At 39.4% G+C, this 21142-nt stretch carries 14 protein-coding genes and 1 pseudogene; 11 read left to right on the top strand and 4 right to left on the bottom strand.

Annotated elements, in window-relative coordinates; all coding sequences use genetic code 11:
• The first annotated feature begins 159 nt into the window (after positions 1 to 159).
• The 5 genes from BQ5364_RS16075 (at position 160) to BQ5364_RS16055 (ending at position 12989) form a co-directional block, all read left to right on the top strand.
• On the top strand, positions 160 to 1611 hold the full coding sequence (locus tag BQ5364_RS16075) for an Rrf2 family transcriptional regulator (RefSeq protein WP_071144640.1): 1452 nt from the start codon (positions 160 to 162) through the stop codon (positions 1609 to 1611).
• A 31-nt stretch (positions 1612 to 1642) separates the two neighbouring features.
• Complete coding sequence (locus BQ5364_RS16070; RefSeq protein ID WP_071144639.1) at positions 1643 to 9718, top strand: Cna B-type domain-containing protein; 8076 nt, start codon at positions 1643 to 1645, stop codon at positions 9716 to 9718.
• A gap of 31 nt (positions 9719 to 9749) precedes the next feature.
• The gene (locus tag BQ5364_RS16065) at positions 9750 to 11294 is read left to right on the top strand and encodes a SpaH/EbpB family LPXTG-anchored major pilin (RefSeq protein WP_071144638.1); all 1545 of its coding nucleotides are present in this window, start codon (positions 9750 to 9752) and stop codon (positions 11292 to 11294) included.
• 97 nt (positions 11295 to 11391) lie between these two features.
• Positions 11392 to 12261 carry a class C sortase gene (locus BQ5364_RS16060; protein ID WP_071144637.1) on the top strand — a complete coding sequence of 290 codons (870 nt, stop codon included), beginning with the start codon at positions 11392 to 11394 and terminating at the stop codon, positions 12259 to 12261.
• Positions 12258 to 12989, top strand: coding sequence for a pilin N-terminal domain-containing protein (locus BQ5364_RS16055; RefSeq protein ID WP_004611744.1), 732 nt, complete (start codon positions 12258 to 12260; stop codon positions 12987 to 12989). The genes BQ5364_RS16060 and BQ5364_RS16055 overlap by 4 nt, the downstream gene beginning before the upstream one ends.
• A gap of 160 nt (positions 12990 to 13149) precedes the next feature.
• On the opposite strand, the pseudogene tnpC reads toward BQ5364_RS16055, so the two are convergent.
• The 3 genes and pseudogenes from tnpC to BQ5364_RS16040 form a co-directional block, all read right to left on the bottom strand.
• Positions 13150 to 13899 (bottom strand): annotated as a pseudogene (tnpC, locus tag BQ5364_RS16050) (IS66 family transposase); the annotation flags it as partial.
• An 89-nt stretch (positions 13900 to 13988) separates the two neighbouring features.
• Positions 13989 to 14171, bottom strand: coding sequence for an integrase core domain-containing protein (locus tag BQ5364_RS16045; protein WP_071144636.1), 183 nt, complete (start codon positions 14169 to 14171; stop codon positions 13989 to 13991).
• Positions 14172 to 14347: 176 nt separating this feature from the next.
• Positions 14348 to 15004, bottom strand: a complete 657-nt coding sequence (locus BQ5364_RS16040) for a DUF6198 family protein (protein WP_044986753.1) — start codon at positions 15002 to 15004, stop codon at positions 14348 to 14350.
• A gap of 179 nt (positions 15005 to 15183) precedes the next feature.
• On the opposite strand from BQ5364_RS16040, the gene BQ5364_RS16035 reads away from it, so the two are divergent.
• Positions 15184 to 16071 carry a LysR family transcriptional regulator gene (locus tag BQ5364_RS16035; RefSeq protein ID WP_071144635.1) on the top strand — a complete coding sequence of 296 codons (888 nt, stop codon included), beginning with the start codon at positions 15184 to 15186 and terminating at the stop codon, positions 16069 to 16071.
• A gap of 10 nt (positions 16072 to 16081) precedes the next feature.
• On the opposite strand, the gene BQ5364_RS16030 is transcribed toward BQ5364_RS16035, so the two are convergent.
• On the bottom strand, positions 16082 to 16738 hold the full coding sequence (locus BQ5364_RS16030; RefSeq protein ID WP_071144634.1) for a Crp/Fnr family transcriptional regulator: 657 nt from the start codon (positions 16736 to 16738) through the stop codon (positions 16082 to 16084).
• An 85-nt stretch (positions 16739 to 16823) separates the two neighbouring features.
• Here BQ5364_RS16030 and BQ5364_RS16025 point away from each other — a divergent pair, with 85 nt between their 5' ends.
• From BQ5364_RS16025 to BQ5364_RS16005, 5 genes are all read left to right on the top strand, one after another.
• A complete protein-coding gene (locus BQ5364_RS16025; protein WP_071144633.1) occupies positions 16824 to 17447 on the top strand; it encodes an ATP-binding protein in 624 nt (207 codons plus the stop codon).
• Positions 17448 to 17603: 156 nt separating this feature from the next.
• Positions 17604 to 18092 (top strand): GNAT family N-acetyltransferase, encoded by a 489-nt coding sequence (locus BQ5364_RS16020; protein WP_071144632.1) that lies wholly within the window; start codon positions 17604 to 17606, stop codon positions 18090 to 18092.
• Positions 18093 to 18112: 20 nt separating this feature from the next.
• The gene (locus tag BQ5364_RS16015) at positions 18113 to 19186 is read left to right on the top strand and encodes an AAA family ATPase (RefSeq protein ID WP_328585596.1); all 1074 of its coding nucleotides are present in this window, start codon (positions 18113 to 18115) and stop codon (positions 19184 to 19186) included.
• Positions 19183 to 19701 (top strand): hypothetical protein, encoded by a 519-nt coding sequence (locus tag BQ5364_RS16010; RefSeq protein ID WP_004611766.1) that lies wholly within the window; start codon positions 19183 to 19185, stop codon positions 19699 to 19701. The genes BQ5364_RS16015 and BQ5364_RS16010 overlap by 4 nt, the downstream gene beginning before the upstream one ends.
• Before the next feature lie 40 nt (positions 19702 to 19741).
• Positions 19742 to 21142 (top strand): Wadjet anti-phage system protein JetA family protein, encoded by a 1401-nt coding sequence (locus BQ5364_RS16005; protein WP_004611767.1) that lies wholly within the window; start codon positions 19742 to 19744, stop codon positions 21140 to 21142.

Raw genomic sequence — 21142 nt, 5'->3', positions numbered from 1 at the left:
AAATTTTTCGTTCGTTGCACATTATATTTATAAATTTAATAGCGTATAATATAAAATTAATGAGAAAAATTATCGGTGAAAAACATTGAATATATCAATTTCTGAATATTTTTTTGATATAAACTAAGACTTTGCAGGGTTTAGATTAGATGGATAACGATGCAACTAAAAAATTCAACAGATTACGCAATTAGAATTGTATGTTACTTAGCAGCACAGGAACGGATGGTATCTACATCAGAATTATCACGGAAGCTAAATGTTTCTGCTAATTATGTTCCTAAAATAGCGAAAAAACTGAAAAATGCAAAAATAGTCACTGCCTGTGAAGGGATAAATGGTGGCTATATGCTGGCAAAACAACCGGAGAATATTTCTCTGATGGAAATTATATCGTGTGTAGAGGAAACAATGGCAATTAATCGTTGTTTGGAAGAAGATCGTTTTTGTTCCAGAAATTTGGAAGATACCTGCAAGATACATAAAATATTGTTGAGCTTGCAGAATACATACAATAATAAATTAGAGAGTGTAAAGGTTTCAGACGTTATCCGCCCTGGAGAAGATGAATATTTTGGAAGATTTTATGTTGTATTAAAACTGAGCTTAAAGGAAAAAAGCTACGAGTGTGTGTATTCACATATCCGTGAAGTATATGAGAAAGCAAGAAAAACAGAAAACTATGAAGAGTTCATAAGCCAATATGTAGAAAGATACGTGTATGCTTCTGACAAAAAAATGGTTCAGGACTTCTTATCAAGTGAAGGATTAGAAGAAAGATTAGTTGATGGATGTATGGAAAAAGATCTTCCGTACCGTAGAATTACCGGAAAAGATAAGAATGCATATGTTTGGATGGAAGCAAAAAAATATATAGATGCAAATGAGAATACTGCAATTATTACCTTACATAATGAGAAGATTGTCCAGAACACAGTTATAAAGATGGAACGAGAACTCATAAAAAAAGAACAGGATATGGCAAAGCAGTATTGGGATATGGTATCACTTTTAACTACTCTATTGAATCATAATCATTTAGTTGAAGCAGGATACCAAGACGATATCAGTTTCTATACGAAACAGGTATATCTTCAATTGCAGAATAAATATCCGGAATACGGGATTACGGATGAAGAAATAGCGTCAGTAGCTCATTTGGCACCGATTCATGATATTGGAAAGATAAAAGTACCACTTGAAATTTTAAATAAAAATGGAAAATTGACGGATGAAGAAATGAATGTAGTAAAGCAACATCCATTAGTAGGTGCAGCGATGACCCAGAGATTCCCAGAGGGGGTAACAACGGAAAAGCTGAATCAATATAGCTATGAAATATGCAGACATCACCATGAAAGATATGATGGATCAGGATATCCGGACGGTTTAAAAGGGAATGCGATTCCGATGTGTGCACAGGTCGTTGGGATTGTTGATGCTTACGATGCATTGATCAATGATCGTCCATACAAAAGGAAATATGAACCTGAAGAGGCAATCCAGATGATTTCAAATGGTGAATGCGGAGCATTTTCCAATCAGCTGATGCAATGCTTTCAGGAGGCAGCAAAGCAGCAAAAATGGCTAAAAAGGAAAAAATTAAAGTAACAAGTGAAGACAAAAGATTAGAGGTCCAGATATGAAGAAAAAAAGAAGGATAGAGAACAGAATTATCGCAGTAATACTATGTATGGCTATCTTATTTTCTCAAGTGAATATTGCGGATGCAGCAGATGTAAATCCATCGGGTACCAACACTAGTCAAGTGGCACTTTCTGATGATGCCAATAAGAGTAATGGTGAAGTATCAACCGAGTCCACAGTTTCAGATGAAATAAATGGCACCACGGAATCCGAATCTAAGATATCGGAGGAAACAAGTGAAAACTCGAAAAATGACGAATCGGAATCGTCCGGTGGAAATGTTAAAGCGGAATCAACAGATAATATAGATGCTTATTATAAGGATAGTAAAATATGCATTTATAATTATGAACAATTAAAACAGATTGGTTCAGATGCTTATATTTACACAGGTGATAAGGATGGACAGATTGGTTCTGGAGAAGTGGTAAAGAGTGAAGGCACAGAGCTGAAATACGGTGCAGATGCTCAGTACATTTTGATGAATGACATCCAGATGAACTCGGAACAGATTTGGTCAGTACCGGATTCATTTACCGGAACTATCACAGGCACGAAACTAGAAGAAAACGAAACACCAACGCTGTATGATAAGGAAACGGATACAATCTACATATACAATCCATATCAGTTGATGGTGCTTGCACAGGAAGAATCTGAAACGGAACCAGTTATGTCATTAGATTATGATGCACCACAGTTTGGTATGGGGCAGATGATCTATCCGGATGGTGAAGATCAGGCGTATCTGACTTATAGTAAGTCTCATAATTATGTGTTATCGCAGAAATTTAATTCAGATAAGCCTGAATTAGTTGCGGATCAATTGACAGAAAAAGCGGCGAATGGAGTTCAGTGGCTAGATGGTGAGCATGCAGATGGAAGAACAAAACCGGGACAGCTATATGTGGAGGTTTCCGGAAAAAAATATATTCTGATCGGAAATGAGTCACAGTTGCGGGCGATTGGGAGTAATAAACATGTAACACCGAGATTGTATGTTTACTATACACCAGGAGCGCTTACTGCTTTCAAGGGACCAGAATATATTCCATATTATCCAGGAGATGCAGATCTTGGATTAGATGCTGTAGCGAAGGAAGGCGGAACAACATATTTAAAGAAACCAGTCGAAGTTAAACAAAAAAAATATTTATATTATGACAAAAACAGTAAGTACGAATTAGCGGATGTGGATTTAAATAACAAAGGTATAATAACAGGATTACTGGATGTTGTTGGTGGTTTATTAGGAATTTTAACTGGAGGAACAAAGGAAATATGCGGAGTTGATGAAAATGGACTTCCGAATAAAGATAAGGCAAGTGAATTAAAATTAAAGAATGAATATGGCGACTTGAAATACGCATCCAACGCAAATTATATTATCTTCCGAGACATTGACCTTTCAACGGACGGAGTGAACTCCAACAAAGAAGATGACCTGTGGACACCTCTTATGGTATCGGGGGATATCAAAGGTGCTAAGTTAGCAGATGGACAAACAAAGATTACGGATGGTAACACTATTCTGGCAACTGGAAGACCTGTGATTTCTAATGTGAATGTGAACCAGACAGAAGCAATGGATGGTTCTAAGTATATAGGAATTGGATTTTTTGGAACAATTACGAATGAGGTTAATGTAAACAATATTGGTGTCAGCGCCGGAACGGTTACGGTTTCCAATCTAGAACTTCATAATGTAGACGTAAAAAATAATACAAATAAACACAAAGATACACAAACGATTATCAGTGGGTTGACAACCTTGCTTGGAGGAATACTTGGAGGAACAGTAGATACCCTTCTAGGAATTCTGACTTTTGGCAAATTAAACTTAAATTTAAAGGACACATTGGAGGCTCTTTTAAATGCCAGAGCAAAGGATCCGACAATCTATGCAACAGGAGCTTTTGCCGGAAGAATGGTAGGCGATGTTGTTGTAGAAAAGTGCGATGTGACAGGAATAGTTTCCGTTACGAATATTAATGATCGAACAGGTGGATTTGTCGGTTACACAGAAGGTGTTACGCAGTATGAGGGACTTTCCCAGGCACTTGGGGTGACAGTTAAAGCATTATCGGCTTTATTAAATGTTATACCGGGACTTGGACTTGGAGATTTGATCACAATTCTTCTGAAGAATGCATTGCCGGTTGGTAGTTTAATCCCTACTGGATACAAAAATGTAAATATCAAAAACTGTCATGTAGAGAATCTGGCAGGAACTATCGGAGCTGCGGATAAAGATTATGCAGGTGGTTTTGTAGGACAGCAGGTAGGAACAAGAATCTTTGACTGCTCCGTGAAAAACAGTAGTTATTCTGTAACGGCAAAAGAATACGGCGGAGGTTTTGCAGGAATCAGCAGAGATGCGGAAATCCGTGGATTGTTAAGTGATGTGGGTGTTGAACTTATTCGAGTAATGCAACCGCAGAGTATCTTGTTAAATTGCAATCTGACAGGATGTAATGTCACTGTATCCGGTGAAAATTATCAAGGCGGTATCGTAGGAGCACAGACCAACAGCTATGCAGTCAACTGTGGAGCGAGCGGAAGCATTGCAGTTAAAGCAAGCGGAAGTTATGCCGGTGGTGTGAGTGGTATTTCAACAGTTGGATGGATTACAAACCTTGGAAATAAAGAAGTCAAGGATGCAAGCCTTTTAACAACAGTGAAAGACTTGTTGACAGGTCTTTTGTCGAGTGATCCGGAAAAAGCAGGTATGCTCTTGTCACTTGTAGGAATTGCACCATCAGCAATCTTGGGATGTAACATGGATTGTTCATCAGTTTCAGTTGAGGCTGGTAAGAGCTATTCCGGTGGTATTCTTGGTGGCGGTGATGGCGTCTATATTGCGGAATCCAGTACAGAGTATCTAAATAAACTTCCTTATTGGAAACATGGTGGAGCAGATGCAAGTAGCGTAGCACAAAGAGATAATGTGCTTACAGGATTAAAAACAGTTACGGCAGGTGAAAATCGTGTCGGAGGTATTGCCGGAAGTGTAACAACAGCAAATGTCACAGGACTTTTAAATAATACGCTTGGAATCGGAAACTTCCTTGGATTTACTGTGCATCATGTAACAGTGACGGGAGTAAATGATGGATATACAGTTGAAGCAAAAGAAAACTATGCCGGCGGAGCACTTGGCGAGGCTGTTGGTGGAGATGTGGATACTGTAACATTGAATCAGGTAAAATCTGTTTCGGCAAAAAACAGAGTAGGTGGTTTTATCGGTTGTGCAGGTCCGGGAGATCTGGCAGGTGGAAATGGACTGACTTTGAATCTGTTAGGACTGAACAACTTGCTGAAAGTAAAAAATCTGCTTTCTGTGGCAGAAGGTGTCAGAGTTAAAATCAACGAAGCTCATGTAAATGGCATCGCAGGAGGCATGACTGTAGAAGCAACAGGTGCAAATTCAAACGGCGAAGTAGTGGATTACACAGCCGGTGGTTTCATCGGAAAGAGTAACAGCTGTGAGATCATTAAGTCCGATGTGAAAAATTTAAAAGAAGTAACAGCAAATGATAAAGACGGTATTGCCGGAGGATTTGTAGGTTCGTCACAGACTGGAGGGCTTGCAGATGTAGCTGGTGAAGCGGATGTCAAGGCTTTGTTAAATGCAAGTAAGTTGTTAGGTGCTGTCACGTACTTGCTTCCTTCTTATACAGAGTGCAAGGTTACTTATGTTGATACAGGCGGAGTTGCTGCAGATACAGCCGGCGGTTTTGCCGGAAACTTCCAGAGTGGAACGGTTAACAACCAGGGCGCAGGAGAAGGTAACTATTATTCTGTATATAATCTGGATCATGTAAACGGGCAGTCTTATGCCGGAGGCTTTGGCGGAAATGTTTACTCCGGAGCATTGGCAGATGCTGGAGGTGGAATCAGCATTCTTGGAGGAATCACAGGTCTGAATATTAATGTCGGAGATTTACTGAACCTGATTAATGCTTACATTCCATATGTACAGTATGCAGGAGTTAAATCCGATAATGGATTTACGGTTACGGCTAATAAAATCAAATCGGATGATATGAATTCTGGTAGTGCTGGTGGCTTTATTGGTTATGGCAGTGGAGTTCAAGTTAGTCATTGTGATGTAACAAATTTAAAACATACAAAGGTAACACCTCCTAAAGATTTAGAGGGTGAAGATAGTTCAAATTATTTTGGACAGGATAGTACATATGCAGTAACGGGTGCAAGATATGCCGGTGGATATATTGGTTATATGAATATTGGTTCCGCAGCTTCTGTTGGAAAAGGATTGAGCGTACTTGGTCACTCAATAGGAATCAATCATGTGCTGGATGCATTGAATGTCGTTGTTTCTACAATAGAACATTCGAATGTTACAGGAGATGTTGGAGGTTTTGCAGTAAAAGCGACCTGGAAAAATACAGCATCCGATGCCTCAGCAAATGACGTTCTTGGAGATGCAGGAGGTTTTGCCGGAAAGATATCTGGCGGACATATTCAGGACTCTAATGCAAATAACTTCTCCTATATCATTGGACAGATTACAGCCGGTGGTTACGTGGGAGATCTTGAACCCGGAAATGTGGCAAATGTACTTGGCGATACTGGTATCTTAGGTGGTCTTGTTGATGTGTCAGATACATTGGCATCATTAGCGGAGGACTTTGTACCGACGATCAGAAACAGCTCTACGACTTGTGTTCCTTGCGGTGGTGCAGTTCGTGCAGATGCGGCTTCCACAACACAGGTACAACGAGGTATGGCCGGAGGTTATGCAGGGCATAATGAAGGCGGTCATATCTGGGGAAACAATACAAAGAATTGGAAAGGTAAAGCTTATACCGGACCAACAAGTGTCTGCAAAGCAGTCCGGATCCGGTCAGTATACGGAAAAGAAATTGCTGGTGGCTTCACAGGACTTATGGAGTCAGCAGATACGGCAAGTACCGGAAACCTGTCCTTGTTGTGGGGACTGGTAAAAGTAGATAACATCCTGGGAGCTCTTAGTGTTGTCTATCCGACGGAAGAAAATACGGCAGTTTACGGACCACTTGCCTTGATGGATTATGAAACCTGGAATAAATGGGTGGAGTTTGTCGGAAAAAAGGGTGGTTACGGAAGTGATCTTGCGGAGCATGGAACAGTAAAAAATCAAGCAGAACTGGATAAAATTATTGGAAAATATGCTTACGGATACAATGTTGTAGCAGGAAGAGTCAATTATCGGGATGAGACAAAACTGGCAAATGGCGGAGCAGCTGGTGGCTATGTCGGATCAATGCAGACCGGAACGATAACAAATGGACAGGCTTATCAGGCGAAGACAATTAAAGGGCTTCGATGCGCCGGCGGTTTTGCAGGTGAAATGATAAACGGCGGAGCAGCAAAGCTTGGAGGAGTTGATATCCTCGGTCTTAATCTGCAATTAGGACAAATGTTGCAGGTACTTAATGTCTTTGTGCCAGTAATCAAGAAATCTTCGGTAGAGGGTTATCAGAGTGGACTGATTGTCCAGTCAGAAGGTGTAGATGACAAAGATACCTGTGGTTATGCCGGAGGTTATGTAGGAAAACTGATCGGTGGGCAGATCTGGGGCGAAAATGATGCACGCTGCAAGGTCACAAAGCTGAGACGAGTTGACGGAAGAAGCTATGTTGGTGGATTTATTGGAAGCTCAAGACCGGGAAGTGTAGCAACACTGAATCCAACTGCAGGAGAAGGATTGCTCAGTCAGCTTCTGAATAAACTGTTAAGTACACCGGCAGATTTGATAAAAGTATTAAATGCTACAGTCGCAACGATCAGTTACGCAGATGTGGAAGCCTGGGACGACTGGGGAATCATCGTAAATGGTGCTTATGCAAGTGGAAGTAATAACACTTCTTATGCAAAAGCGGCAGGAGGATTTGCCGGAAATCTGGAAGGAACGGTACTCGGTAAGAAGGATACGGAAGAAGCAGGAGTTTCTGTACAGAATATCCGTTCCGTAGTCGCAGGTGAATATGCCGGAGGATGCTTCGGTGTTGCTGACGTAGCCGGAGTTGCCAATATCAGTGCAGGAAATGAGACCTCGCTCCTTGATAAATTGTTAAAGCTTGGAAGAACCGATGTGCTGGATGCGTTTAGAAGTTATGTATATTACGGAACTGTAAGCGGAAGTAAGGATGCTGGATTAAGTGTCAGTGCAAACACAGCGATAAAATCCGGACAGAACAACCAGGTTACATATAGCGGAACAGCCGGAGGTTTTGGCGGCTCATTGCTAAATGGTTCTGTGAAAAACAGTAAAGTAACAGAATTAAGCAATGTAAGAGGTTTGAATAGTGTCGGAGGATTTGTCGGCTATTCTGGAAAGAGCGGAGTAGTTAAGGCAGACAAGATAGACGTTCTTGGAGACAATACAGGACAGTTACTTGGTGGAGCTCTTGGAGTTATGGACATTTTTGGTTCTCACATTGATGACTGTGCAGTTACAGGAACTGATGATGGTTACACTGTGCAGAGTACAAATGGAGATGAGCAGATTGCCGGAGGATTTATCGGATATGCAAATCTTGCAAGAATGTCGAATTGTACAGCAGGTGACAAGACAAACCAGAAAATTGGACTGAAACAGGTAGCGTCAGGTGGAACAGCCGGTGGATTTGCAGGACGAACAAGTTTCGCTTATCTTGCAGATTTGAAGTTGGATTCAGGAGCAGTGAATGTAATATTCTCAGTTGTTAATCAACTTGTAAAAGCACTATATCTGGATAAAATCCAGGATTCCGATCTTCTGAAGATTAATCTTGGAATCATCAAAGTGGATGCGCTGTATGATGGCAAACTGCTTCATGTAAATCTGCTTGGATTGGATATTTCTGTAGGACTTTCAAAAAAGTCAACGGATAACAATCAACAGACAGACCTTGCAATTATTACGATTGGAGATTCATCCATCAAACTTCCATGCGATGAAAATGGACTTTTGAATGATAATGATGCCAAATCCAATATCAGTGTGAGTCTGATCAAGGCGAATCGAACAAAAATCACAGATAGTAATGTCTACGGTGTCAGTCAAGGATATGATGTCTATGCCGGTGGAGCCGGAAATAACAATGATGGTGATGCTAAAGACGGACGAAGTGGTGGCTTTGTTGGATTCAACGATGAAGGACTTTTGAAGAACAACAACATGTATTACTGTGATGTGGTTCGGGGAACAAAAGATCTTGTTGGACCATTTAGCGGAAAGAGTAAGTTGGATTCTGTATATGAAGCTAACACACAGGAGAAGGTGGAAGGCGAGAATAATAATTACCGTATTTACAGAAAGCTGGATGTAGCGCTGGATCAAATCAAAAAGGGTTCAGACAAGCTGAATCTAAGCTATGAAAAAGATACTTCCAGTGGATGGGATATTTACACGCTGGGTCATATGAATTCGATAAAAAGCTATGAAACTTTGCAAAATGCAAAGCTGACAGATGATACTTCGTCTACGACAGCAGAGCTTAAAGCTTATGAATCACCAGCAAAAGCAGTATTGATGGCAGATACTAGAACAACATTGAACACGGGAGATAGTGATACACCGGAACCATCCGAGTCACAGGATCCATGTGATGAGAACATCAAGCTGACGATCAATAAAGTTTGGAAAGATTTAAACAATTTTGATCATTCAAGACCAAACAGTATTACGGTAACAATATCACGTACTTGGAAAGATAAGGCAGGAAATGAAATGACAGAACCAGTACCAGGTTACGAGAGTTACAAAATAGAAGGTTCTATCGATAAATCTAAATGGCAGGAGGTGATAAAGGAACTCCCGGCATACAAGACAGATGGAGATGAAATTTATTATTACACGTATTCCATCACAGAAGCAAAGGTGGATGGTTATACAACAACGATAGATAAATCGCAAGATGGATTTACCTTCACAATAACTAATAGACATTTCCCAGGTCTTCCGGATACCGGAGGATACGGAAGCTATTTGATTTACCTGATAGCTGTTCTGCTTTTCCTGGTATATTTCGTAATGAGATATAAAAAATGCAAGGAAAATAAAAAAGCAGAAAAACTATAAAAAAAATTCTCAAGAAAAGGAGATAAAGGACATGAAGAGAATGAAAAAAATCATGGCATTAATGCTGGCAGCGATTATGATGATGGCTATGTCTGTCACAGCATTTGCCGCAGAAGGAGCAACAAAAGGCACACTTACAGTAAATGTAAAAGATGGACAGACATTAGCAAATCAGACAGTTAATATCTACAAATTATTTGATATGACAGTCAGCGGTACTAATTATGGTTACAAAGTAAATAGTATGTATACGCCAATTTTGGATCAAGTTTTAGGTGTTGGTTTCACTGATAAAACAGATCAGGGATATTATGACGCAGTGCAGAAAGCTACAGATACTGCTAATGGAACGAATACGCAGAAATTTGCAAATGACTTCACAAAAGAATTATTAAAGTATAATACAGAACATCCAGACCAAATGATTGAGGCAACAAGCACTAAATCATTTGGTAAGGATGCAACAGATAAAACTTTTAATGTTACGGGGTTAGACTTTGGTTACTATCTGGTTTGCCAGACTGGTACAAAAGAAATTCAGTCTTCATTAGTTCCAGTAGTTGGAGAAACAGCAACAGTGAACTTAAAAACTCAAGCACCAGATATTACCAAAACAGCAGATAATGATGCAACTACAGTTCACGTAGGACAGACTGTAACTTATACAATTACAGGACAGGTTCCTGATATGACAGGTTATAGTAATTACGTATATAAAATCCACGATACATTAACAAATGGTTTGGATTTTGTAACAAATGAAGCAGGAAGCGTTGTTGTAACAGTTAAAATTGGAGAAACAAATTGTAATGATGTAGTAGGTGCAATTTCTAAGGATAACGCAAGAAATATGACAATTGACTTATCTGAAAAAGTGAAAACAGCTGCTACAGGAGCTAAAATCGAAGTTACTTATCAAGCAAAAGTAAACAAAAATGCAGTTGTTGAAACAAAGAATAGTGCGACATTAGAATATAGCAATAAACCAGGTACAGATGCAACAGGAACAACAAAACCGTCTGAAGTTGTAACACCTACATATCCACTGGATGTAAAGAAAACAGACACAAAAGATAATATGTTAGCAGGGGCACACTTTAAGCTGTATGCTTCAACTACAGATGGTAACATCGATAAAAATACAGTAATCAAAGTAACAAAAGATGTAGAAAATTCTGATGGTAAATACACTTATGCAGCTGATCAAAGTGCAGCAGATACAATTGACGAAATGGTAACAGTTGCAAGTGAAATTGATGGAAATTACAATTTACACATTAACGGTCTGGCAGCAGGAATCTATTATTTGGAAGAGACACAGGCACCAGATGGTTATAACAAGCTGTCAGCTCCAGTTAAGGTCACAATCAAAAAGACCAGCGACACTGAATGGACTATTACAAAAGATAACAATGAAACTCCAGAAAATGATAAAATCATCGATATTCAGAACAGCACAGGTTCCCTCCTTCCATCCACAGGTGGACGTGGAGCAATTGCATTTTCTGTAATCGCAGCTCTTCTTGTATTCGGTGTAGCAGTAAGCTTCATCCGTGACAAAAGAAAAGAAGCATAATAATTTTACCAGAGATATAAGATAATATTTAAGGAATTGGCGGTTATCTTCCACGGAAGGTAACCGCAATTCCAAGTATAACAACAGGGAGAATGAAATGAAGAGTAAGAAGAAAAAAAAGAAGGTAACAATAAAAGATATTATTCGTCTGATTGTGCTTTTGGTGGCATTCTCCGTATTGTTATATCCAACGTTTAGTAGTTATTTGAATGAAAAGAATGGTTCCAAAGTTGTATCCTATTATGATGAGGAAAGCGTAAAGTTAAGTAAGGCAGAAAAAGAGCAAATGCTGGAAGATGCGAGAGCATACAATAAGGAAATGCTGGGAAATATTGATTTGATTGATCCATTTTCGCAGGAAGATGTGGAAATAGATGCTCGCTATGAGAGCCTGTTAAACGTAGATGGTTCTGGAATGATGGGATACATTCGCATTCCTAAGATTAATGTAGAACTTCCAATCTATCATGGAACAAGTGAAGCTGTGTTACAGGCAGGTGTCGGACATTTCTGGGGTACATCTCTTCCGGTTGGTGGAGAAAGTACACATACAGTTCTGACTGGACATAGAGGTCTTCCGACAAAAACACTATTTACCAATATGGATAAACTGGAAGTAGGGGATATTTTTTACATTAAAGTCTTAGATGAAACACTGGCATATCAGATTGATCAGATATTAACGGTTTTGCCACAAGAGACAGATAGCTTGTCCATTGAACCAGGTAAGGATTATGCAACACTTGTTACTTGTACACCATTTGCAATCAACACACATAGACTTTTAGTTCGTGGAGAGAGAATACCTTATGAAGAGGCAACAAAGCAAGAACCTGATACAAATATAAAACCAGAGTTATCTTTTACTGCTAAAGTGCTGATTGTAACAATTATAGTAATTTTTATAGGGCTGATGATAGCTATAATTTATAGTATACGAGATAGAAAAAGGAGGAAAGTAAGGTGAGAAAGAAGATAAGAAGTATTCACATTATTTTATTCGTTTTGCTTTTTCTTGTCGGTAATTTTATAGATATTTCAACAATCCATGCTGAAGCAGGAAGTAGAACAGGAAGCATTCAAATTAGTTACAAGGGAAGAAATAGTTCGGATAAAGAAGTGACTCTTTCCGGAGCAAAGTTCTCGATATTTCCAATTCAATATATGAAAAATGATGAGCTGGTCTGGGAAGATGGTTTTAAAGATTCAGGTATATCATTACAAGATACCAGTGCAGAAGCAAGAGAAAAACAGGCAAAACAATTGTTTGCATTTGCGAAGGAAAATGATATTTCCAGCTTAATGCAAGAAACAGATAGTTTAGGACGCACGAGTTTTGGAGAATTGGATGAAGGAATTTATCTGATTGCACAGATTGAAAATGTGGAAAGTGGTACAGATAAATTTGAATCTGCTCCATTCCTTGTTAATATTCCATCTGAAATCAATGGGAGTGTAGAATATAATGTAACGATAGAGCCAAAAGCTGAATGGGTTTCACCAGAAACACCACCGAACAATCCAGATAAGCCAAAGGATCCGGTACCTTCAAAACCTGATAAGCCAAATACTATTCAGAAAATAATAAATACGGTAAAAACTGGAGATACAACCAATATAGTTGCATGGTTTTTAATAGCGATTGTTAGTCTTGGTTTGATTGTAGGATTTTATAAAAAGAGAAAAATGAAGTAGCCATTATTTAAAGAAAACTGATCCATTACGGTGGAATCAGTTTTCTTGTGTTATACGGTTTAAAACGTTTCAGATATTAATGTTGAAGTGGTGGTGTAAACGCACCATAGTGCGTACTATCAATTGATTAGCCACTCATCAGAGTGGCATATTTTATAAGTTACTTTCTACATTTCTCTGGCAACTTATCTGACCAAGGAAGCAGATCCTCACAGAAACTTGTATCATGATCTTCCATATGTTTTGGAATCTCTGTGAGTAAATATTCAAAATAATCGTATGGTTTCAGATTGTTTGCTTTTGCTGTTTCAGCAATACTATAGATGATTGCACTTGCTTCAGCTCCTGCAATGGTATCAATCATGACCCAGTTTTTCTTGCCAACACAGAATGGGCGGATTGCCTGTTCTGCGGCATTATTGTCTAGTGGGACATCACCATCTTCAAGAAACACACGCAAATATTTTTCCTGATTCAATGAATACGTGAATCCATTTGCTGTTTTATTCTTTGGCATCACAGACAACAAGTTTTGTTTTGCCCACGCAAAATAAGCATCTACCAGAGGCTTCACAGTCAGCTGTCGATGTTTCAAACGTTCCTCAGAACCTAACTCCTTGAGTTTATTATCCTCACGATAAATCGCTTGGATTTGTTTTAATGCAAGATATGCAAGTGACATTTTCTGACTCGCCTTCGGCAAAGCCTTTACCGCTTCATCAAAGCGACGTCTCACATGTGCCCAACGTCCGGCAATCTTCAGGTCTTCACGTTCTTCTGCAATCGTGTGGTAAACCTGGTAGCCATCCGTTATACAGACTCCACGAAATTCCTTTAGGAAGGATCTTGGATGGTTTGCATTACGAGTAGGTTGATACTCATATAGGACAATCTGCTTATCAAGATACATCATATAGTGGTTCAGTTGTCAAGACAAAAATCTAAGCTTTTTATAATGAACTGATATATGTAACTGGGTAGGGGAGAAAATCCCCCCCCTTAGGCTGCATGATCATCCAGTAACAGAATCGGATAATAGCAGGATGCCGGTGTTTGATTATTGAGTGCAGAATGACAACGTTCAAAGTTGTAAGTGTGCACATATTTACCGATTGCCTTCCGTGCTTGGCACCATTCACTGACAGTTACACCGATCGGACGATTCTGGCAATCCTGAATCATTTGAGCCCATTCCTGTAATCGGCAATTACGTGCAACTATAGCTGTTTGAGTTTTCGTAATAGACCACCTCCATGTTGTCGAAACTTTAGGCTAAATTTTTTAGACTAAACTTTTTTGACAAGTATCATTTGTTGAGTCTATTTTCTCAAATAACTAGAGGGAATTCAATATACGCACTATGGTGCGTTTACTAAATGTTTATCCAGCCAGCTGCCAATAATCCCGACCATTTTTCCAATGGTAAGTGCAGCTAAAACAGTTCCGATTCCGAGACCGTCCAAATGTCCGAGAAAAAGTTTTGTCATACATGCGGTGACTACCAGACAGAGTACATCGAAGGAAATTTTAATCCTTGGATAATGAATTCCGGAAATCTGTGATACTTCTCTAGGAAAAAGATCGGTAGGAACGATAGGCAGACCGCACCGGTTGGAAAGCGCAATTCCCACACTGAGTAACAGATAGCTGATTATAAAATAAAGAATGCGGCAAGGCAACGTTTGTGGAAGGATATGAATCCAAAGTTCATGGACATCCACCAATTGTCCGAATAAAAATCCGACTACAAAACTAAAAAGGTATTGTGGGACAAAGCGTTTTTGCAAAAACATCAAAATTAAGACGAGAAGTCCTTGAAAGAGGTATGTCCATGTCCCAAGTGACAAGTGGGGAAGCACCTCCGAAAAAGCGAATGGTACGCTGGAAATCGCGGAAATTCCGGCACCGGAATACAGCATGAGTACTACTGCGAAGCTGTTGATGATAATGTTAATTGCAAGAGCTAACTCACCGGAAAGTATGGGGCGCTCTTCTTTTGTGATTGGTCTTTTCATTTGACCTTCCTCCTTATGATACAACATTTGTCTCTTGTTTTTGACGTGAATAAAATCATTTCAAACTTCTTCTAGTGTATAAAATTATTTGTGATTAATCAAATGAATAGTTTTAATCAAACTATAGACTATGTCTATTATGCGGTGATATACTGACGGTAAGAAAGGAGGCGGTATCATTGAATCTGTCTTATATACGTTATTTCGTCACGCTGGCACATGTTCGACATTACACGAAAGCAGCAGAACAGTTATGCATTACACAGCCGAGTCTGAGCCATGCGGTGACACAGCTGGAAAAGGAATTGGGAATTCCGCTGTTTGAAAAAAATGGGAGAAATACGACATTGACACAATTTGGAGAAGAGTTTCTTGTCTGTGCAGAGCACACGTTATCTACTTTAGATGCAGGAGTTGCCTCGATTCATCGGAGTGCAAAGGGAGAAGGTGTCATTCGCCTTGGTATGCTTCGCACGTTAGGGATTGAGTATATACCGAAGCTGGCTGCGCAATTTTTGAGGGAAAATAAAGAGCGAGATATACAATTTACCTTTCATACGGGGGCAACGCAGACACTCTTAGATGGTTTAGAGAGCAGAAAATTTGATTTGGTATTTTGTTCGCAGCCATCTGAAAAGGCAAATTTAAGTGCGACCCCGGTGCAAAAGCAGAATCTGGTATTGATAACTCCCAAGAACCATCCGCTGGTAGGTCAGGATACAATTGATCTGAAGGAGACGGTCTCGTATCCACAGATTTATTTTGAGAAAAGTGCAGGTATTCGCAGTGTGATCGATCAGATGTTTTTGAATATTGGAGAGACACCGAATATTGCCTATGAGACCGAAGAAGATCAAGTGATTGCAGGTCTGGTTGCACAGGGATTTGGGATTGCGATTGTTCCGTACATGGATCTGCTGTTAAAGCTGGATGTAAAAATTCTTCCAATTGTCTCACCAAACTGTGAACAGGTGCTGTTTATGGTCCATGACGAACGTGTATTTATGCCGCCTGCAGTGCAGAACTTTCGTCGGTTTGTATTGGAGAGAAGAGTAGTTAATATTTAGTGGGATAAAACTATATTTTCGCTGGCATTGTATGAAGTACGAATTTGTTTTTATGGAATTCCAATATCCCCTCGTCGCGCATCTTTCCAAGCTCTTTCGATAGGGCGCTGCGATCCAGATTGAGATAGTCGGCAAGTCCCTGACGGTCAAACGGAATTTGGAATGTTGTACTTTTGGATTTTGCCGCTTCTGTAGAAAGATAGATAAAGAGACGACTGCGAACGGTTTTAGGAGTAGTGCAGAAAATGCGTCTGGAAAGTATTAGATTTTTTTGCACAGAGATATAGAGAATATTCTGCATGATTTTAGCACTCCAGCTCTCTTTATCTTGAATCTGTTTCAGAGGTGCGATATTTAGAAAGAGGATATCAGCAGCTTCGGCAGTGACTGCGTCAACCATCATCGGTTCTTGACAGAGCGCGTAGGATTCGGCGAATACCTGTCCTGCTGAAATATTGCTTAAAATACTTTTGTTGCCCCACAGATCAATATTTTCAATATTGACACTTCCGCTTAAAACGATACCGATTTCATGGATATGTTCTCCGGTGTGAAAGATAATAGTATTTTTTTCAAAGTGCTGTGTGCGCATACAGCCAAGATCCAGCATGTGCATCCACTCATTTTCAGTAATGCCCTGAAATAAAACTGATTCAATTTTTTTCATAAAATCCTCATTTCCGTGGTTATAACCACTGAATTATTGGATTGATTATATTATACTCAGGTTACAAATGCAAGGAGGAAAAAATATGATTAGAAGAATTATTGAGATTGATGAAGATAAATGTAATGGGTGCGGAGCTTGCGCAGCGGCTTGTCATGAAGGAGCAATCGGTATGGTAGATGGGAAAGCGAAACTTCTTCGTGATGATTATTGTGATGGACTTGGAGACTGCCTTCCGACATGTCCGACAGGGGCAATCCGTTTTGTAGAGCGAGAGGCAGCAGCGTATGATGAACAGGCCGTTTTGGAAAATCAGAAAAAAGCAGCACCGGCGGGAATCCAGCCGTCACAGCTTGCACAATGGCCATGTCAAATCAAGCTTGTGCCAGTAAATGCACCTTATTTTCAGGGGGCGAAATTGCTGATTGCAGCGGACTGCACGGCTTATGCCTACGCTAATGTGCATCAGGAATTTATGCGAGGAAAGGTGACAATTATCGGATGTCCAAAACTGGATGATGTCGATTATAGCGAGAAACTGACACAGATTTTGGAGAATAATGATATCAAAAGTGTCACAATACTTTGTATGGAAGTCCCTTGCTGCGGTGGTCTTGAGATGGCTGCGAAAAAAGCACTTAAGGAAAGTGGAAAGTTTATTCCATGGCAAGTTGTCACGATTTCGATTGATGGGAAAATATTAGATTAAGAGCAATTTGAAATGTTATTAGGAGTAGTGTTTTAAGAAAAAAGCTGATAAAATAGGTATCTCAGATGAATGAGGTATCTATTTTTTTGTAACAGTTCAGTAAACTCGAGCTGTTATGACTGAACTGTTACAGATTGGAAGGAAAGGAAGGAAAAAATGGAAATCAGGCAGGCAAAGTTGGCGGATGTGCCAACCATTATGAAGATATATGAAAAAGCAAGGGTATTTATGGAGAACAGTGGGAATCCTACACAATGGGCGGTTGGCTATCCGGGGCAGCAGCTAGTTGAAAAGGATATTATAGAAAAAAATTGTTACATCTGTGAGGAACAGGGGAAAGTTGTAGGTGTGTTTTCGTTTATAGTGGGAGAGGACCCGACATATCAGAAAATCGAGCATGGTGCATGGCACAGCGCAGAAACATATGGAACAATACACAGACTTGCATCAGATGGACAGGCAAAGGGGATTGCAAAAATTTGTTTTGATTTTTGCAAAACAAAATGCCGTTATCTTAGGATTGACACGCATCAGGATAACAAACCAATGCAGGCGGCAATCCTGAAATACGGATTTCAAAAATGCGGAATTATTCACGTTGCAAATGGCAGCGAAAGGATTGCGTTTGATATTGCGTTTGATTGAAAAAAGATTCACTGCATGATATGATATTTAGGATTAGAAATATGGGAACGGCAAAGACAGTTAGTGAGGTGAAAATAATGCCATTAACAAAGATGGAAGCGGAGAACTTTACAGTATTTGAGAAGATATCAATCCCGTTTTGTAGAGGGTTGAACGTACTAGTAGGAGAAAATGGAGTGGGGAAAACGCATGTTATGAAGATTGCGTATGCTGCGTGTCAAGCATCAAAGCATGATGTGTCATTTTCGCAGAAAAGCGTAATGTTATTTAGACCTGATCAGTCCAGTATCGGACGTCTTGTAAATAGAAGAAAAAATGGTAATAATACGGCGAAAATTTCTGTTGAGTCAGATGTAGCAAAAATCGGAATGTCATTTTCTATTAAAACAAAAAAATGGGATGCAGAGATTAAGACTGAGCCAAATTGGGAAAAACAGATGTCAGATTTGACAAGTGTATTCATTCCGGCAAAAGAAATTTTATCAAATGCATGGAACCTTGATGCAGCAGTTAAAATGGGAAATGTAGAATTTGATGATACGTATCTTGATATTATTGCAGCTGCCAAGATTGATATATCAAGAGGTGTTGATACAGGGGCAAGAAAAAAATATTTGGAGCTTTTGCAAAAAATCAGTTCAGGCAAAGTTGCTTTGCACGATGATAGATTTTATCTTAAACCAGGTACACAGGCAAGGCTGGAGTTTAATTTGGTAGCTGAAGGATTACGTAAGATTGCATTATTGTGGCAGTTAATAAAGAACGGTACATTGGAAAGAGGTTCTGTTTTATTTTGGGATGAGCCCGAGGCAAATATTAATCCTAAATATATTCCCGTTTTGGCAGAATTACTTATTATGTTGGAACGTGAAGGTGTTCAGATTTTTGTTTCCACGCATGATTATTTTTTGTCTAAATATATTGAAGTCAAAAAGAAAAAAGACAGTGAAATTCAATATATTTCGTTATACAAGGATAAAACAAGTATAATAAAGTGCGAGGTAGAAAAAGAATTTGAACTATTAGAACACAATGCTATTATGGATACTTTTCGTCAACTGTACAGAGAGGAAATCGGGGTGGTGCTTCAGTGAAAGTAATACCAGAATCAGACATGAGATTTGGTCAATTTGAGGAAATGAACTTATTTCATATAGAGAACTCGCAGTTATATGAAAAAATGGGGTCTGGGATAAAGACGGTAGAATTTATTTTGAGATACAATAAAAATAGTATCATATTTCTAGAAGCCAAAAAGAGTTGTCCAAACTCAGACAATAGATATGACTCAGAAGAAAAAGAGAAAAAGTTTGAGGAATACTATTTAGCTATTACAGATAAATTTATTGAGTCATTACAAATTTATATTGCAGCTATATTGGATAAATATGAAGATATTTCGGAGATAGGAACGAAGTTATTAGATATCAAAAGTTTTCGGGGTATTCAAATTAAGTGTGTTCTCGTCATAAAAAATGCGGATGAAAGATGGCTTCCAGGTGTAATGGCAGAACTGAAAGAGCGTTTAAAAACCTATAGAAAAATATGGGGAATTGAAGTGGCCGTTTTGAATGAGGAACTTGCGGGAAAATATAAACTGACCTGTTAAGGGGAACGGAACCATATATAGAGACAAAGGACAAATATCTATGAGTATAAAAAACAGAATTCCAAAGGAGTTTTATAAATTATTTAACAGTAAGTACGTCGAGTATTTTCAGCGGATTTTGATTGCACTTTATGAGCAGTCGGCAAGTTCGTATTCATTGCTTGGACTTACAGAAGAGGAATGTCAGGACACGATCGAGATGGAGATTTCTACATTTACGATGGATTTTAGTCAAAGTGACCTGGAGGAAGAGGGAGAACTTCTCACGCGGGCGAATATGGCGTCAGTGATGCTTCGAAAGCTGGAAGAGTGGGGATGGCTCCGAAAGGATTATGACGAATCTCTGAACTGCTATGTCGTTTCATTTCCGGATTACAGCCAGATGTTCACAGAGTTATTTGGCAGACTATATAATGAAGAAAGCAGTATGGAGCGTGAGAGTCTGTTGACGATATACAGCCATCTGTTTACATACCACTCTTCTAAGGAAAAGGACAATGAGATTTTGAAAAGTGCGCTGCAGTCTTCGAAGGCATTGCTTCAGATGCTCTCGAATATGCAAGAAGGAATTCGTGGATTTTTTGAGGAAATGACGAAGCAGAAGACATTTCTTGGAATTCAGGAAGTGCTTGTGCAGGAAATGAATAATACAGATAGCCAAAAGTATGCGATTTTGACGACAACGGATAGTTTTTACCGGTATAAAGAAGAGGTGAAAGAGCTTATTGATCAGAATCTGATGGGAAATGAGGCTAGAAAGCAGGAGTTGCTTCAGAGGAGAAAAGGGCTGGAGGCAGATTCTTTTGCGTGGAGAAGAAATGAACGTGGAGTACAGAGCTGCGATGAGGCAATGGAGATCTTGTTTCAGATCAATCGGGAGTTTGACGGGATTGAGCGCAGATACAATCGTCTCATTGATCAAAAGAGAGTATTTGCAAAACGTGCGGCGGCTCGTATCCGATATATTTTGGCGGAGGGTGATGTGGAGGAAGACCACACAAAAGCGCTGATCAGGCTATTAAATATGAGCGACCGAAAAGATGAGATATTGAAAAAACTTGGTGAACGTATGGGCATGACAGAGCGTTTTGCAGTGCTGAAAGAGAGGAGCTTTGCAAAACCGAGAGATGCGAAAAAGAAAGCGTTTGAACCACAGGAACTTGTAAAGACGGGACAAAGTGAGGAACAGTTGGATGAGTTTGTTGTAAAACCATTATATACAAAGGCACAGATTCGGGAATTTCGCAGACAAAATGAGGTGGATGGAGCATTTCAGGTGACAAAAGATACCGTTCACACAGTGGAAGATTTAGAGAAGCTTTTATTTGTATGGCAGGAAGCCACTGAGATTGCGCAAGAGACAGAAGAGATTGTGATCGGAGAGGAATTTACGACAGAGGAAGGCTTGCAGTATTCAGGATTTACAATCAGGAGGAAGTAA

The organism is Coprococcus phoceensis (genome assembly GCF_900104635.1).
Classification (GTDB): Bacteria; Bacillota; Clostridia; order Lachnospirales; family Lachnospiraceae; genus Faecalimonas; species Faecalimonas phoceensis.
The sequence above is the reverse complement of the archived record's forward strand: the minus strand, read 5'-3'. Positions and strand labels throughout refer to the sequence as shown.

Bases quoted from the DNA above. Each gene is read 5' to 3' on its own strand.
- BQ5364_RS16075 (WP_071144640.1), top strand. From the start codon at position 160: ATGCAACTAAAAAATTCAACAGATTACGCAATTAGAATTGTATGTTAC.
- BQ5364_RS16040 (WP_044986753.1), bottom strand. From the start codon at position 15,004: ATGAAAAGACCAATCACAAAAGAAGAGCGCCCCATACTTTCCGGTGAG.
- BQ5364_RS16060 (WP_071144637.1), top strand. From the start codon at position 11,392: ATGAAGAGTAAGAAGAAAAAAAAGAAGGTAACAATAAAAGATATTATT.
- BQ5364_RS16065 (WP_071144638.1), top strand. From the start codon at position 9,750: ATGAAGAGAATGAAAAAAATCATGGCATTAATGCTGGCAGCGATTATG.
- BQ5364_RS16025 (WP_071144633.1), top strand. From the start codon at position 16,824: ATGATTAGAAGAATTATTGAGATTGATGAAGATAAATGTAATGGGTGC.
- BQ5364_RS16020 (WP_071144632.1), top strand. From the start codon at position 17,604: ATGGAAATCAGGCAGGCAAAGTTGGCGGATGTGCCAACCATTATGAAG.
- BQ5364_RS16070 (WP_071144639.1), top strand. From the start codon at position 1,643: ATGAAGAAAAAAAGAAGGATAGAGAACAGAATTATCGCAGTAATACTA.
- BQ5364_RS16015 (WP_328585596.1), top strand. From the start codon at position 18,113: ATGATATTTAGGATTAGAAATATGGGAACGGCAAAGACAGTTAGTGAG.
- BQ5364_RS16005 (WP_004611767.1), top strand. From the start codon at position 19,742: ATGAGTATAAAAAACAGAATTCCAAAGGAGTTTTATAAATTATTTAAC.
- BQ5364_RS16030 (WP_071144634.1), bottom strand. From the start codon at position 16,738: ATGAAAAAAATTGAATCAGTTTTATTTCAGGGCATTACTGAAAATGAG.
- BQ5364_RS16045 (WP_071144636.1), bottom strand. From the start codon at position 14,171: ATGATTCAGGATTGCCAGAATCGTCCGATCGGTGTAACTGTCAGTGAA.